General features: G+C 35.1%; 12 protein-coding genes and 1 other RNA gene. 2 read left to right on the forward strand and 11 right to left on the reverse strand.

Annotation, left to right across the window (positions count from 1 at the left end; all coding sequences use genetic code 11):
- Positions 1-152 precede the first annotated feature (152 nt).
- Positions 153-632 carry a cytochrome c oxidase subunit II gene (locus tag NCCP28_RS01700; protein ID WP_248559681.1) on the forward strand — a complete coding sequence of 160 codons (480 nt, stop codon included), beginning with the start codon at positions 153-155 and terminating at the stop codon, positions 630-632.
- Positions 629-2,266, forward strand: coding sequence for a b(o/a)3-type cytochrome-c oxidase subunit 1 (locus NCCP28_RS01705; RefSeq protein WP_248559682.1), 1,638 nt, complete (start codon positions 629-631; stop codon positions 2,264-2,266). Before NCCP28_RS01700 ends, NCCP28_RS01705 begins: the two co-directional genes overlap by 4 nt.
- 79 nt (positions 2,267-2,345) lie before the next feature.
- Here the strand turns inward: NCCP28_RS01705 and NCCP28_RS01710 are convergent, their stop codons facing one another.
- The 11 genes from NCCP28_RS01710 to rnpB form a co-directional block, all read right to left on the reverse strand.
- Positions 2,346-3,863: a carboxypeptidase M32 gene (locus NCCP28_RS01710; protein WP_248559683.1), complete on the reverse strand. Its 1,518-nt coding sequence runs from the start codon at positions 3,861-3,863 to the stop codon at positions 2,346-2,348.
- Between the two features lie 201 nt (positions 3,864-4,064).
- Positions 4,065-5,984 (reverse strand): ATP-dependent DNA helicase, encoded by a 1,920-nt coding sequence (locus tag NCCP28_RS01715; RefSeq protein ID WP_248559684.1) that lies wholly within the window; start codon positions 5,982-5,984, stop codon positions 4,065-4,067.
- A gap of 234 nt (positions 5,985-6,218) precedes the next feature.
- Positions 6,219-6,386, reverse strand: coding sequence for a hypothetical protein (locus NCCP28_RS01720; protein WP_248559685.1), 168 nt, complete (start codon positions 6,384-6,386; stop codon positions 6,219-6,221).
- 162 nt (positions 6,387-6,548) lie between these two features.
- Positions 6,549-7,004: a CBS domain-containing protein gene (locus NCCP28_RS01725; protein WP_248559686.1), complete on the reverse strand. Its 456-nt coding sequence runs from the start codon at positions 7,002-7,004 to the stop codon at positions 6,549-6,551.
- 751 nt (positions 7,005-7,755) lie between these two features.
- Positions 7,756-8,709 (reverse strand): DUF4367 domain-containing protein, encoded by a 954-nt coding sequence (locus tag NCCP28_RS01730; RefSeq protein WP_248559687.1) that lies wholly within the window; start codon positions 8,707-8,709, stop codon positions 7,756-7,758.
- The gene (locus NCCP28_RS01735; RefSeq protein ID WP_248559688.1) at positions 8,684-9,220 is read right to left on the reverse strand and encodes an RNA polymerase sigma factor; all 537 of its coding nucleotides are present in this window, start codon (positions 9,218-9,220) and stop codon (positions 8,684-8,686) included. Before NCCP28_RS01735 ends, NCCP28_RS01730 begins: the two co-directional genes overlap by 26 nt.
- A 508-nt stretch (positions 9,221-9,728) precedes the next feature.
- The gene (locus tag NCCP28_RS01740; protein ID WP_248559689.1) at positions 9,729-10,241 is read right to left on the reverse strand and encodes a hypothetical protein; all 513 of its coding nucleotides are present in this window, start codon (positions 10,239-10,241) and stop codon (positions 9,729-9,731) included.
- A 280-nt stretch (positions 10,242-10,521) separates the two neighbouring features.
- Positions 10,522-11,178 carry a DUF3885 domain-containing protein gene (locus NCCP28_RS01745; RefSeq protein WP_248559690.1) on the reverse strand — a complete coding sequence of 219 codons (657 nt, stop codon included), beginning with the start codon at positions 11,176-11,178 and terminating at the stop codon, positions 10,522-10,524.
- Between the two features lie 128 nt (positions 11,179-11,306).
- The gene (locus NCCP28_RS01750; RefSeq protein ID WP_248559691.1) at positions 11,307-11,639 is read right to left on the reverse strand and encodes a site-specific integrase; all 333 of its coding nucleotides are present in this window, start codon (positions 11,637-11,639) and stop codon (positions 11,307-11,309) included.
- Between the two features lie 111 nt (positions 11,640-11,750).
- The gene (locus NCCP28_RS01755) at positions 11,751-12,890 is read right to left on the reverse strand and encodes a THUMP domain-containing class I SAM-dependent RNA methyltransferase (RefSeq protein WP_248559692.1); all 1,140 of its coding nucleotides are present in this window, start codon (positions 12,888-12,890) and stop codon (positions 11,751-11,753) included.
- A gap of 239 nt (positions 12,891-13,129) precedes the next feature.
- Positions 13,130-13,504: RNase P RNA component class B (gene rnpB, locus NCCP28_RS01760), an RNA gene on the reverse strand.
- Between the last annotated feature and the right edge of the window lie 4 nt (positions 13,505-13,508).

Raw genomic sequence — 13,508 nt, forward strand, 5'->3', positions numbered from 1 at the left:
GTTGCAGAAAAAGAAAAGATATATACTTCCTTCCTCTTCCCTTTTTGGTACATTTAGTTTACTTATTTTGCTTATTGGCACCATCATATTCTTATGGAGCCTTATTTATGATATTTTTTTACAGCGTCTTTAATCTGTAGGAGGAAAAAGATTTGAAAGTACATAAATTAGAAAAGATTATTTTAATAATTGGAGGAGCAACTTTACTCCTGTTTCTTTTTGTTTTATTTTTGCAGAATTTCAAATTCAGCCACCAGCATGGATCAGCCATGGAAACAGTGGATTCAAAAAAGCTCGATGAAACAGTACCATTTAATAAACCAGGCTTAAAAAAAGTATCTGGGAAGGAGTGGGATTATGAATTAGTAATTGTGGCATCTGTATTTCAATACTCCCCTTCAGAAGTTGAAATCCCCGTTGGAGCAAAAGTCAAAATAATTGCTACATCTAAAGATGTGATTCATGGCTTGGAAGTGGTTGAAACAAATGTTAATTTAATGCTCGAACCAGGCCTTGTGACAGAAAAAATTGCAACATTTCGCAAAAAAGGGGAATACCTTGTTCTTTGCAATGAGTATTGTGGAAATGGCCATCATTATATGAGTGGAATATTAAAGGTGGTTGACGCATGAAAATAATTGAACAGCAAGAAGGAAAATTAATAAAAGTTCATCTATTTATCGCTTTTTTAGCGCTTGCGATTGGCGGTTTTGCCGGACTATTGCAGGTTCTGGTGAAAACGGGGAAAGTAGTGCTTCCCTTTAATATCAGCTATTATCAAGTATTAACCGTACACGGTGTGCTTTTAGCACTGGTTTTTACCACTTTTTTTATTTTTGGGTTTATGTTTGCAGCTGTTTCAAAAACGGCTGGCACTTTCTCTACAAAAATGCTGCTATTGGCTTGGACAGGCTTTTTCTTGATGCTTGCAGGCACTATTATGGCCGCATGGATGATATTAATGAATAAAGCAACTGTTTTATATACCTTTTATGCCCCCTTACAAGCCCATGCTATCTTTTATATTGGGTTGGCGCTTTTTTTTATCGGGACATGGCTGGAAGGACTGGCAATCATTCTTCACTACACAAGATGGAAAAAAACGCATAAAAATATGCTTAGTCCTCTCTTAACCTTTATGGCAGTTGTTAATTCTACTATGTGGATAATTGCTTCTTTTGGTGTTGCAGGAAGCATCATTTTTCAGCTGATTCCTTGGTCACTTGGGTGGCATTCTACTGTAAATGTAGCAATCAGCCGCACGCTATTCTGGTACTTTGGCCATCCCCTTGTTTATTTTTGGCTGCTTTCAGCTTATATGGCTTGGTATGTTGTCATTCCCAAAGTAATCGGCTGGAAGCTTTATTCTGATTCCTTGGCTCGTTTGGCCTTTTTATTATTTTTAATTTTTTCTATTCCAGTAGGATTTCATCACCAACTAATGGAACCTGGAATAAGCCATAATTGGAAATTTTTTCAGGTTATTTTAACTTTTGTTGTGATTATTCCTTCATTAATGACTGCTTTTTCTATGTTTGCCACCTTTGAATCATTCGCCCGAAGCAAAAAAGCTGCTGGATTATTGGGCTGGTTTAAGCAGCTTCCATGGGGAGATGCCAGATTTGTTGTTCCTTTTATAGGAATGCTTGCTTTTATTCCTGGTGGTGCTGGCGGCATTATTAATGCATCCAGCCAAATGAATGCAGTGGTCCATAATACTACTTGGATAACAGGACATTTTCATCTGACCATCTCAACAACTGTTACCTTAACTTTTTTTGGAGTATCCTATTGGCTAATTGGCCATCTGACTGGCCGCACCTTAACAAAAAAAATAAATCGCCTTGCCATTATTCAAGGTATATTATGGGCCATTGGCATGACTATTATGTCGGGAAGCATGCATATTGCAGGACTTTTAGGTGCACCTAGAAGAACTGCATTTACAGACTACGGCGGGGCAGCGCAAGCAAAAAAATGGATAGGATATCAACTGGCACAAGCTGTTGGTGGCAGCATCCTGTTTATTAGTATACTGCTTGTTCTCTTTATCGTTATTTATTTAGCATTTTTCTCCCCAAAAGGTGTACAGGAATTTCCTATTGCAGAAATGGGTAGGAGTTCAGAAAAGCCCCTTCTTCTTTTAGAAAATTGGCTTCTGTGGATCGGCATCACTCTTTTTGTCATTATTATTGCCTATGCCATTCCTTTATACTCAATGATTCAGCATGCACCACCTGGCAGCAGCGGCTATCAACTCTGGTGAAAAAAACATGCTTAAAAACAGAAAAAGATGTGAGCCATTTGCTTTGTTTCATTCAAATGGTTCACATCCTTTTTATAGCTTATAATTTATATACATCATAGTACTTATCATATAAGTATTCAATTAAATAATCAGGATTTAATCCTTCTCCCGTCACATCTTTTAAAATTTCCAGCGGTTTTTTCATTTTTCCATATTGATGAATTTTTTCATTCAGCCAATTTTTAATCGGAAGCAGTTCTCCTTTTTCTAATAATTCATCAAATTGTGGGATATCTTTTAATAACGCTTGTTTTATTTGTGCTGCATACATATAGCCTAAAGCATAGGATGGGAAATAGCCAAAGCTTCCACCTGCCCAGTGTACATCTTGCAGTACTCCTTCCCCATTATTTTTGGGAGTGACTCCTAAATAAGATTGATACTTTTCATTCCAGAGCTTTGGCAAGTCTTTTACTTCGATTTCATCGTTAAATAAAGCCTTTTCCAATTCATAGCGAATAATAATATGAAGAGGATATGTTAATTCATCTGCTTCAATACGAATTAACGATGGTTTTGATTCATTAATGGCCCGGTAAAAATCTTCTGTAGAAATAGAATCAAATTGACCGTTGCTGTATGATTTTAAGCGCTCAAAATTTTGTTTCCAAAAAGCATTATGACGCCCTACAAAATTTTCATAAAATAAAGATTGGGATTCATGGATACCCATGGAAGTTCCGTCTGCCAATGGCGTTCCATTTAAGCTTTCGGAAATATTCTGTTCATATAAGGCATGGCCAACTTCATGAATGGTTCCAAAAACTGCAACTCGAAAATCAGACTCATCATATTTTGTGGTAATTCTTACATCGCCTGTATTGATGCCTGTGGCAAAAGGATGAACGGTTGTGTCTAATCGTCCCGCATCAAAATCATAGCCAATTTGATTTAATATTTCCATGCTAAAAGCATACTGTTTTTCTTTTGGAAAATGCTCATATAAAAAAGCTGTTTCCGGATGAGTATTTGCTTGTGAAATTTTTTGCACTAATGGGACAATTTTTTCTCTTAATTCTGAAAATACAGTATCCAATATCTCGACTGTAATACCTGGTTCATACATATCTAAGAGTGTATTATATTTATTTCCTTCATAGCCCCAATAATCGATAAATTTTTTCGTAAACTCAACTAATTTTTCTAAATATGGCTCGAATAAAGAAAAGTCAGCCTTGTCTTTCGCTTCTTCCCATACACTTTCTGCCTTGGATTGAAGCATCACATATTCTTTGTATTCATCTGCAGGAATTTTTTTATTGCGGTCATACTCTTTTTTTACTTCTTCGATAAGTTTAATTGTTGTTGACGACAAATTCTTTTGGGCTTCTGGTCCGGATAATTCTTTTATGTATTGTTCCATTTCTTTAGATGTGGAGAGATTAAATACTTCAGAAGACAATACACCGATTACTTCCGTTCGTTGATTGATGCCTTTTTTGGGTGCGCCAGTTCGCAAATCCCAATAAATTAATGCCAAGGCTTCCTTATAAGCGCTTATTTTCTTTACATATGCCAAAAACTCATTTTCATTAGCTGCAATTGCATTTTCCACTTATACCAGCCTCCTTTTTATCAGAAAGGCTATAGCATCTGCAAATATTTATAACTATAGCCTTGTCTTTAAAACTATCTTACCATATTTATGTAAATATTTTATTTATGCTATAAGCAAATTTTTTTGCCCAATAAAAAAACTGCCTGAATGAAGAATCTATTCTAGGCAGTTTTTCCTCTTTTTTCCTAATCTAATTAGCTACCGATTAATCGGCTGTACTGGCAAGGCTTCTACAACAGCAGTTTTCACCATTTCTTCTGTACTTTCATCCATTAAAAGATGCACAATCCCACTATCTGTGCTGGTACGAATCAAACGGCCAATTCCTTGTCTAAGGCGTAATATCATATATGGCATATCCACTTCCAAAAATGGATTTTCGCTATTTTCTCTTTTGGATTTATACACTGGATCGTTCGGTGGAAATGGTAAAGAAAAGATAAACACATTTTCTAAAGATCTTCCTGGAACATCTAAGCCTTCCCATAAATTAACTGCACATAAAACTGCTTCTTCTTCATTTTGAAATTTCGATACAAGACCGCTAATTTCTCCTTCTCCCTCGAAATATATAGGGAAAGAAAAGCCAGTCGGCAAGTTTTCTTTAAATTTCTGCAAATCTTCTTTATTGTTAAACAATACAAGGGATCTGCCATTTGCTTTTTTTATATTTTCATAACAATAGCTTTGTTTCTGCAAGTCATCCTCTGTAGCGAAAGAAGATGCATACACTTTCATATTTTCTTCATAATCAAATGGTGACTCGACAGAAAAAGATAGATAGTCACTTGCACCTAAACTATTTGCCATATAATCAAAAGATTTATTTTCAGACAAAGTAGCAGAAGAAAATACAATTGGCTTATTCTGGCTGAAAACATCCTCTTTCATAATATCCTTCACAAGTCTTGGCATAATGACTAATGTACGTTCCCCATTATGCTCTTCAAACCAAGTGATGCCATTCATCTCTTTTAAAAATAATCCTAAAGAATGGGAAATCTGCTCTAAATATTCTTCTACTACTTTTAATTCATATTCATTAATGACATACATTTCACTTTCAAACACAAGTTCTTCTTCTAAATCAGAAATTAAATTGGCAAGTCTTTTTCCTTCTCGCATTACCTTGTCCGTTTTGGTAATCTCTTGTTTATCTGAGCCGCTAGCCTGAGAAGATGCAGCTGTTAATTCAGTAAAAAATTGTTCGTTTTGATAAATGGTATCTTCCATTATATTTAATGTTTTTTCACGCACATCATTCGCCATTAATCTTGTTAATAGCTTTTCTAAGTTTTGTTCTGTTAAACGATATGTCAGTGCCTTTTGCGCAGCATATTCAAGCAGATGTCCTTCATCAAAAATAATGCAGGAGCTTTCAGGCAATAAAGGCAGCTGTCCTTCTCTTTTGCGTGACTCTTTTGTCCAGATATGCTCCATATAAAAGTCATGAGAACAGATAATTAAATCTTTTGCGCTTCTGTAATAGTCGCGATGCAATGTTTGTCCACATCGATGCCTTTTATCGCATGTAAAGCAGTCTTGCAAGGAATCCCAAGCCACTTCATTCCAATCATCGTCAGCAAGTTCTGGATAGTCTTTACGGTCACCATATGGAGCAAAGGATTGCAAAGAGCCTGAACCATGAACAAAATCTGGAAGGTTATCATAAATGGTATTAAATGTATCTTCTAAAGTAACCTGCTTATCCAATTTATTTAAGCAAAGATATTGATTGCGGGATTTTGCTAAACGAACATCTACATTTAAATTCAGCACTTCCTCTAGTTTTGCGATATCTCCCTCTTTTTTAACCAACTGCTCAATCAACGTTTCATCGCTGCATGCAATGATTGCCGGCTTATTCATATAGCGGGCATAACAAATGGCATATAATAAGTACACAAATGTTTTTCCTGTCCCTACACCAGCTTCAGCAAAAATCGTCTTTTTTTCTTTAAATGCTTTTTCTAATTGAAAAGCCATAAAGATTTGTTCATCTCTCTCCTCATACCCTGCCTCTGGGAGAATGTCATAAAATACATCACCGATCCATTCTCCAAGCTTTTCATAAAAAGATTCTGTTTTTGAAACATCAAATGGCATGCTGTTTTGCATGTTACCCCTCCAAAAATAAAATAGCCTCTCATATGTTAATAAGAGAGAACTTGTTTACTAATCGTATCTATTTTTTTATTGCTATCTACTAAAAAAGCATATCTTATATATAATAGTAAAGTTTCTTCAAACAATCAAGAAAAAAGAAGGCGCCCAAATAATCCATTATGTTGGCCACCCTCTTTATTGGTATTTTGCCGTCATGAGCATCTCCTATTTCTAGTGCTTTCTTTTTTAGTAGCCATTGTCTTTGGATAGTGAATAAGACATTGCTTGATGTACCGATTGCTGAGCTTCTAAGAGTTCAGCAAGAACTTCTGATTCTACTTGTTCATTTTTCACAATATCCATTGATTGGTTTATTGCATCTATAATTTTATGGTAGTTTATTGTATTATCCATCTTTATTCCTCCCTAAAAACATCACATATAGATACAATATATACAAAAAACAAAAAATTATACGCTAAGAAAATGATTTTAGCCCATCCTAATTTTATGCTAATATTTTTACCCACTATAAATGATCGATATCTCTTTAGGAAAATGACACTTTTTTGAAATTTATAGCAATTCTTTAAAAATGGTTCGAATAACATCTCCTCGGCTAATAATGCCTGCTAATACCCCATTTTTTTCAACAGGCAGCTTTTTTATTTGTTTTTTTCCTAAAATGGCTGCTATATTTTCTATTTCTTCATTCCAGCCAACCTTTTGAACCGTTTTTTTGGCAATGTCCATGACATTTAAATTTAAAATATTATTTACTCTTTCTTCAAACTTATAGTCATCCCCTTGAATAACAGTGACAAAATGGAACCAGTCTACAACAACATCCTTATGTTTGCCGATAAATCGCATGATATCTCCATCGCTTATATAGCCTACCACTTCATTTCGATCATTTACCACAGGAAGGCCACTAATATTATAGTCGATAAATTTATTAATAACTGCGCGTACACTGTCCTGCTTTTTTACTTTAATGACATTTATTTTCATCAGTTCATGTGCTTGCATATTCATCCCCCTATCATTCAGCTAACGAAATCCCACTTTAAAATTAAATGATGGCTATAATTATTTTTAATTGAACAGCGCAATTATTTCAGTTTATGTTGCAAATCCTTTTTATGTCAATTATACTACTTGGACTAACAAACCTTTCTTATAAATGTGGCAATATTATAAAAAAACTGTCTGGCAAGACTTCAGCATATGATGGACAATCAAACAGGAAGAATATATTTTATTTAGCAAATGCCTTTCATATGACCATACAGCATCTTTTTATGCAACAACAAATAGAGCTGATCAAAGCGGACTTGCTTTCAATCATCCCTATTTAAAAGAAGTGTTATTTCACCAATAATTTATATTATCTGATGCTTTTTTGCTGAAGTCTCCTTCCAAATTATTTTTCTTAGTTCCCCCCTCAAAATCAATTTAGATAATTGCTAATTGTTTACAAGAAACAGCTGAGTTTTGATTACATGAAGTTGAATAACTCAATAGACCGTAGATAAATATAATAAGATACAGCCACAATATAGGAGAGGCTTACATAATGCTTTTAAACTCAATCCAGAATATAGAGAAGCGGAAGAAGTGACCTCTTATACTCCCCCTTAAACTCCTTGGTATATGCTTTGATTGACTCGTTTTATAAGTTGAAATTAACATTGACACCAAAAAGACTTGGAGAATTTCCAAGCCTTTTAAGTTTAGTATTCAATTAAACCATTTTGTTAAGAAGATATTACTTCCCTTACTATTCAACCATCGATAACAGTATTTTTTCCATTTCTTCTTTTGATAAGATGTCTGCAATGATTGTAATTTCATATCCTTCTTCTGGAATAGCTATTCTCATTCCTTGGACATTGCTGCCATCATCATATGCGAACTCAAATTTAAATCCCTTTAACGTATACGAGTTGATATGTTCAAACTTCCATGGCTCTAATTCCCCCTCTTTATTTTGTCCTATTTTCTGAGTAGTAGTTCTAAAACCCTCACCATTTGTACCTCCTCGATATTGAAATTCAACAATGGGATCTTTGCCTATATTCATTTCCTTTGTACGTGCTTCTTCTGACTCCAATTCATATCCTTCTGGTAGATATGAAGGTCGATTAATTGGATAACTTACCATCTTTTGAGCCTCTTCCAAGGTATGTGTTGTCAATGCTGTTATTCTCTTTTCATACTTTTGTCCTTCCTTTTGAATCTCTTCGATTCTTTTTTCCTCTTCAACAGTAGGGTTTAACCTATTTTCTGCAGCCATTTCATCTAGAATTTCAGTTTGTTCTTTGATTAACCGTTTGTAATCAGCAAATTCTTGTTTTGTAAGCTGCTCTTTGGCTAATTCAAAATGTCGCTCAATTTCTGATAAATTCTCTCCCTCATCAGGAAATGTTTCAAGAAGTTTTTCCTTTGAACCAAAAATTTGACTAATGAACGTATTGGTAGCCTCTGTTATATAAGTACCGCCTAATGTCCAAATAACCCCAACTATTAATAATGAAGCTACTGAACCAATTATCCATTGAGGATACCTTTTCTTTTCTTTCAACTTAACTTGCATCTTATTAAATTCCAAATTTTCAATATCAGAAAAAATACGACCTTTCAACTCTTGCTTTTGTTTTTTCTTCCATATAAAATGAGTATCCAAATCCCTTAAGGAACTGTCAAAATCAGCATCTGCGTTCCGCCTTTTCATTCCAATTACCCTCCTTTATTAATTGTTTTTTCAAAGCGGGAATTGCTCTAAAGAGCGTCGACTTGACTTTACTCTCAGACCAATCTAATATCTTTGCTGTATCCTCTATAGAAAAGCCTTTGATTTTTCTTAAAACTATTACCTTTCTGTATGTATCTTTGATTTCTTCTAATGCCTTATAAAGTTCATAAGATTCCTCTTTTATTTGAAAAACTTCTTCAGGCAGGGGAACATGGTCTTTTTGCAAAAGAAAAACTTCTTTAAAAAACTTTGCAGGTTTACGCTTCCTTAAAAAATCTACTGTCAGATTGTGAGCGATGCTAAAGAGCCATGTTTTTTCACTGGAATGATGTTTAAATAAATCATAGTATAAATACGCCTTTACAAAAGTATCATGTGTTAAATCTTCCGCTTGCTGATAATCCTTTACCATGATTAAAATAAAACTTAATACAGACTTACTATGTTGGTCATACCAATCTGCAATTTCTTCCTTCCTATGTTCTAACAAATATCATCCCTCCTTTCTTGAATATCCAATACTTAGACGTATGAGTCAGATAAAAGTTGTGATTATTGTATCAAAATTTATTAAAACATCTATTCCGTTTCTTAAAGCGGATACTATTGCCTTTTTCATATGCAGTTAGATAATCGATAAACTGCATATAAACAAAAGAAGGTAAGCTTTGAATTAAGGCTTACCTTGATTAACTAACATCTTTTTTTATTTAGATTTGTTTCGCTTAATCAGCGGGGAAGAGAAAAGGGGGCTTCGTCTCGAACAATTATCAAATGCTTGTGTGCTGATGAGTGTGATCTTTGTATCACAAAAACTACTGAAATGACTCTATACATTAAGCTTACATAATGCCCTCAAATTTAAGCCTATGTTGAGAAGAAGAGGAAGGGGTTTAGAGACTATCATAAAACGTCAATATAAGCCTTTATGAACATTATTATAGGTGCAGGCTTATTGATAACTTGAGGAATTGAGCAAAACATATAATCTTGTAAATTCATCTGCGGAACAAGGTTTGAAAAATTCTCTGTAACAAACTGTAATTCTTCTGAAAATCGCTATCTGGATTTTCATGAAGAACCCAAGGAATATGAGCATCAAAATTCATCTGCAAAACAGGGATTGGAAAATCCTCTGTAACAAACTCTAATTCTTCTGAAAAGCATACATCAAAATCCTTAATAATCTGAAAGTTGTTCGTTTCATCCCAGTCACACATTGTGCATAACTTTCCTTCTAATACTCTGCCCACCAAATGATATTGTCCTATATATTGCCACTTCCCGTCTTCCGTTGCAGGAAAATCAGAAGAGTGTGCAGGCATAGACGGATTAATTCCTAGTTCTCTAAAAAACGTTGCAACAGATATATCCAAATGCTTGATAGCCTCAACAAAATTATTGCAGTATAGGCAATCACATACATCAATAACGTCTTTATCGTAAAACTCTTTTGTCTTCTCCCTATCAACCTCTAACAACCAATTTCCTATCTTAACTTGTTTCAGCATTAAAATACCTCCTTCTTTTGAAATCTCCTTAAACTAATCTATTCTTAACTAGTTTAGCAATTCCCTCTTTAACTTATCTCCCCCATTAATTTAAGTGAATACTTTTACACTCAATTTGGCTTTACACTCAATCTGCAAGAAATGAAATGGACTGTTTCCTCTTCATAAAGTGAAACTTCAATCAGTGGGGGTTTTACTGCCCGTTATTGCCGAACAATATCAGAGTCTTATTAATAAGGTTCTAATGGATTAAGCATACTCCATTAGAACCTGCATCCTCCTAACCCTTGCTCATCCCTTTTTTATCAACTTCTTCTACCCAATCTTTGTATTTCTCATAAAATGGACGTATTCGTTTGGCTTCACGTGCTATGTCTTCGCACCCTCGATCGTCATAGATAAAGAAAATAATGTCTTTTGTGATGTTTACAAAGAAAACATCGGGATAATCGATAGAGTATCCTCCGAACTTTGGTTTCAATGGAAAATCTTCATTACTAGCTGCTTTTAGTAATTCATTCACTCTTACATCTTTCCTTTTACATAATAAGGAAAATTGTTGCATCTCGTATTCGTCTGCATCATCCAATTCGAACGGATAAGGATAAGTTTTCACCTGAATTCTATTTAAATGACTTTTGTCCTTTAGGAAGGACTTATATACCTTAATTTTTCTTGTTAACTTCTCTTTTGTTTTGTGCTTATACACATTTGTTACAAGGAACAAGTCGTCATTTTGTTCAAACATTTCATTAAAAAGTACAGAGGTTTGCTTATAGACAAGTCGGAAACGTTCAAGGTTGAGGTCATCATTTTCTTTAAGTTGATAGATTTCTCCACCAAGAGAAAAGTGGATACCTATGTCCCATTGATAATAAATGCTTGGAACTAATTCAAGAGTTGAAAATCTTTCCTTAAGATAATCCTCTATGTTCATTTACTCATCCTCGCTTTCATTTTCCACTAACCTGCCCATGTTAGTTAAATGCATTCCCTTACAACAAAAATAGCTTATATGAAAAAAGGAGAGCTTCAATTAAGAGCCCTCCTTACCAATATGACCGTTTAATCCTTTATATCTTCCTTAACTGTATACACACGCAAAGCATTATGGTAATTTCCACCAATTATCTCCTCTTCCACCAAATAATTAAAAAAGACCTTAATGGAGCTTAATTTATTATTTAATGTGGAAGGCTTATTCCCTTCGTCTTTACAAGCAAACGTATATCCCTTTACAACACTTGGTCTAACATCTGCTATGTTAGAGATATTCTGCAAGGTGCAGTAGACCAAAAACAAACCTAAATTTTGGCGGTACATTTTACTGATATAACTGGATAAATTTTTGTATTGTCTTTCTTCAATAAATTCTTGAATGGCAAATTTTAATTGCATGGATAATCATCCTTTCCAATTTTTCAACTGGAAAGGCTAATCTGGTTAACTAAAAAATACTCCAGGTAAAAAGTTCCCGCACTATTTTACACCCTTCAATCCCTTAGTACATCAGCTTTCTCTCGGCTTCCTTTTGCCCCAATACTGATAATAGTCGGTTTTGATGAAGCCGTTGAACAGTTTGCGTTTTTTGGTTGCTTTTTTGCCGAAATGCGTTTCAAATTCTTCATCGCTTGTCAGCATGTAGATGGACCATGTATCAAGGGATGCAAATGCTTCCCCCATCTCCCGGTACATTTTTTGGACAGATGGCTTGTCCCCAAGGCGTTCTCCGTATGGCGGGTTGCCGACAATTACCCCATAGTCTTTTGTTGTGGTAAAGTCGCGGACTTGCATCTGCTTAAAGGAAATAAGATCCGATAATCCTGCTTCAAAGGCATTTTCTTCAGCAATTTTGACCATTCTATGATCAATATCGGATGCAACAATATCTAAAGGTTGATCATAATTTGCTTTATCTTCTGCTTCATTGCGCACTTCGTCCCAGACACTTTCCGGCATCCAGTCCCATTTTTCTGAAATAAATTCTCTGTTAAATCCTGGTGCAATATTTTGGCCAATTAAGGATGCTTCTATTGCAATTGTTCCAGATCCGCAAAAAGGATCAACAAATGTGCGATCAGGCGTCCAGTTTGTTAACAGCACAAGGGATGCTGCCAATGTTTCTTTAATTGGCGCTTCTCCTTGGCCAACACGATAGCCGCGGCGGTGCAACCCATGCCCCGATGTATCAATCGTTAATGTTACAATATCTTTTAAAATGGAAACTTCTATCTTAAATAAAGCGCCATTCTCTTCTAGCCAGCCCGTTTTTTTATAATAAGTGCTTAATCTGTTTACAATGGCTTTTTTGACGATCGCTTGGCAATCGGAGACACTAAAAAGCTTAGACTTCACCGATTTTCCCGATACAGGAAATTCTGCATTTACCGGCAGATAATCCTCCCACTGTAATGCTTTTGTTTTTTCAAACAATTCATCAAATGTTGTTGCTTTAAATTCAGCAACTTTAATTTTTATCCGGTCCGCTGTACGCAGCCACATATTGCTTCGTGCTATTGCAAGCTCATCGCCCGAAAAAAGCACTTTCCCATTATCCACTGTACATTCATAACCTAAATCTTTTACTTCTTTTGCAACAATTGCTTCAAGACCCATAGCTGCCGTTGCGATTAAATTAAATTTTTTCATATTTTCACCTTTTTTTCCTTTAGTCCATTTTTCTATTATGTATCATTATTGCCTATTAATTATTGCCTAAACTTGATTTATTTCCATTAAATAAAAAGGATGACCCTTATGAAAACCATGTCTGACATTCCTAACAATAGAAAATAAATAAGCGCTTCTCTATTTGTATATGAAGTCAGACCCTTTTCAAAAGGTGTCACCCTATACTGTAAACTTTAATCATCAATATAAACGCTTTTGTAAGCCATGTTCTGTTCCTTTGTACTCAAGCGACGTTCGTCTCGTACCAAAGGCGGCAATCATCTATCTACAGAATAGTATTCTGTCCTTCTCTTCCGTTCATTTCCTCAGAGAAAGTTCCCCTACCATAATTTGGGTTTCTCGCTCGTGGGGTTTACCTCGTTCCACCCTTTTTATTTCTAAAAAGGCTCCGTCACTGTGGCACTTTCAAGGTATTCATGCCATATCCTAAAGACTTAGGCATTTTCCCTGCCGTCAGCAAATAACTTTGCTGCCCTAGCTTATTTTTTGGCTAGGCACGAACACTACAAGCATCTCAGCTTGTGCGAGCATGGACTTTCCTCTACAAAACAAGTTTTGCAGCGATTACCTCTGGCG

This window comes from Niallia sp. NCCP-28 (assembly GCF_023168165.1).
In the GTDB taxonomy this organism is placed as follows: domain Bacteria; phylum Bacillota; class Bacilli; order Bacillales; family Cytobacillaceae; genus Niallia.

Excerpts from the sequence above, each read along its gene's own strand:
- NCCP28_RS01755 (WP_248559692.1), bottom strand. The coding sequence starts at position 12,890 with ATGAAAAAATTTAATTTAATCGCAACGGCAGCTATGGGTCTTGAAGCA.
- NCCP28_RS01720 (WP_248559685.1), bottom strand. The coding sequence starts at position 6,386 with ATGGATAATACAATAAACTACCATAAAATTATAGATGCAATAAACCAA.
- NCCP28_RS01730 (WP_248559687.1), bottom strand. The coding sequence starts at position 8,709 with ATGAAAAGGCGGAACGCAGATGCTGATTTTGACAGTTCCTTAAGGGAT.
- NCCP28_RS01725 (WP_248559686.1), bottom strand. The coding sequence starts at position 7,004 with ATGCAAGCACATGAACTGATGAAAATAAATGTCATTAAAGTAAAAAAG.
- NCCP28_RS01705 (WP_248559682.1), top strand. The coding sequence starts at position 629 with ATGAAAATAATTGAACAGCAAGAAGGAAAATTAATAAAAGTTCATCTA.
- NCCP28_RS01715 (WP_248559684.1), bottom strand. The coding sequence starts at position 5,984 with ATGCAAAACAGCATGCCATTTGATGTTTCAAAAACAGAATCTTTTTAT.
- NCCP28_RS01740 (WP_248559689.1), bottom strand. The coding sequence starts at position 10,241 with ATGCTGAAACAAGTTAAGATAGGAAATTGGTTGTTAGAGGTTGATAGG.
- NCCP28_RS01750 (WP_248559691.1), bottom strand. The coding sequence starts at position 11,639 with ATGCAATTAAAATTTGCCATTCAAGAATTTATTGAAGAAAGACAATAC.
- NCCP28_RS01745 (WP_248559690.1), bottom strand. The coding sequence starts at position 11,178 with ATGAACATAGAGGATTATCTTAAGGAAAGATTTTCAACTCTTGAATTA.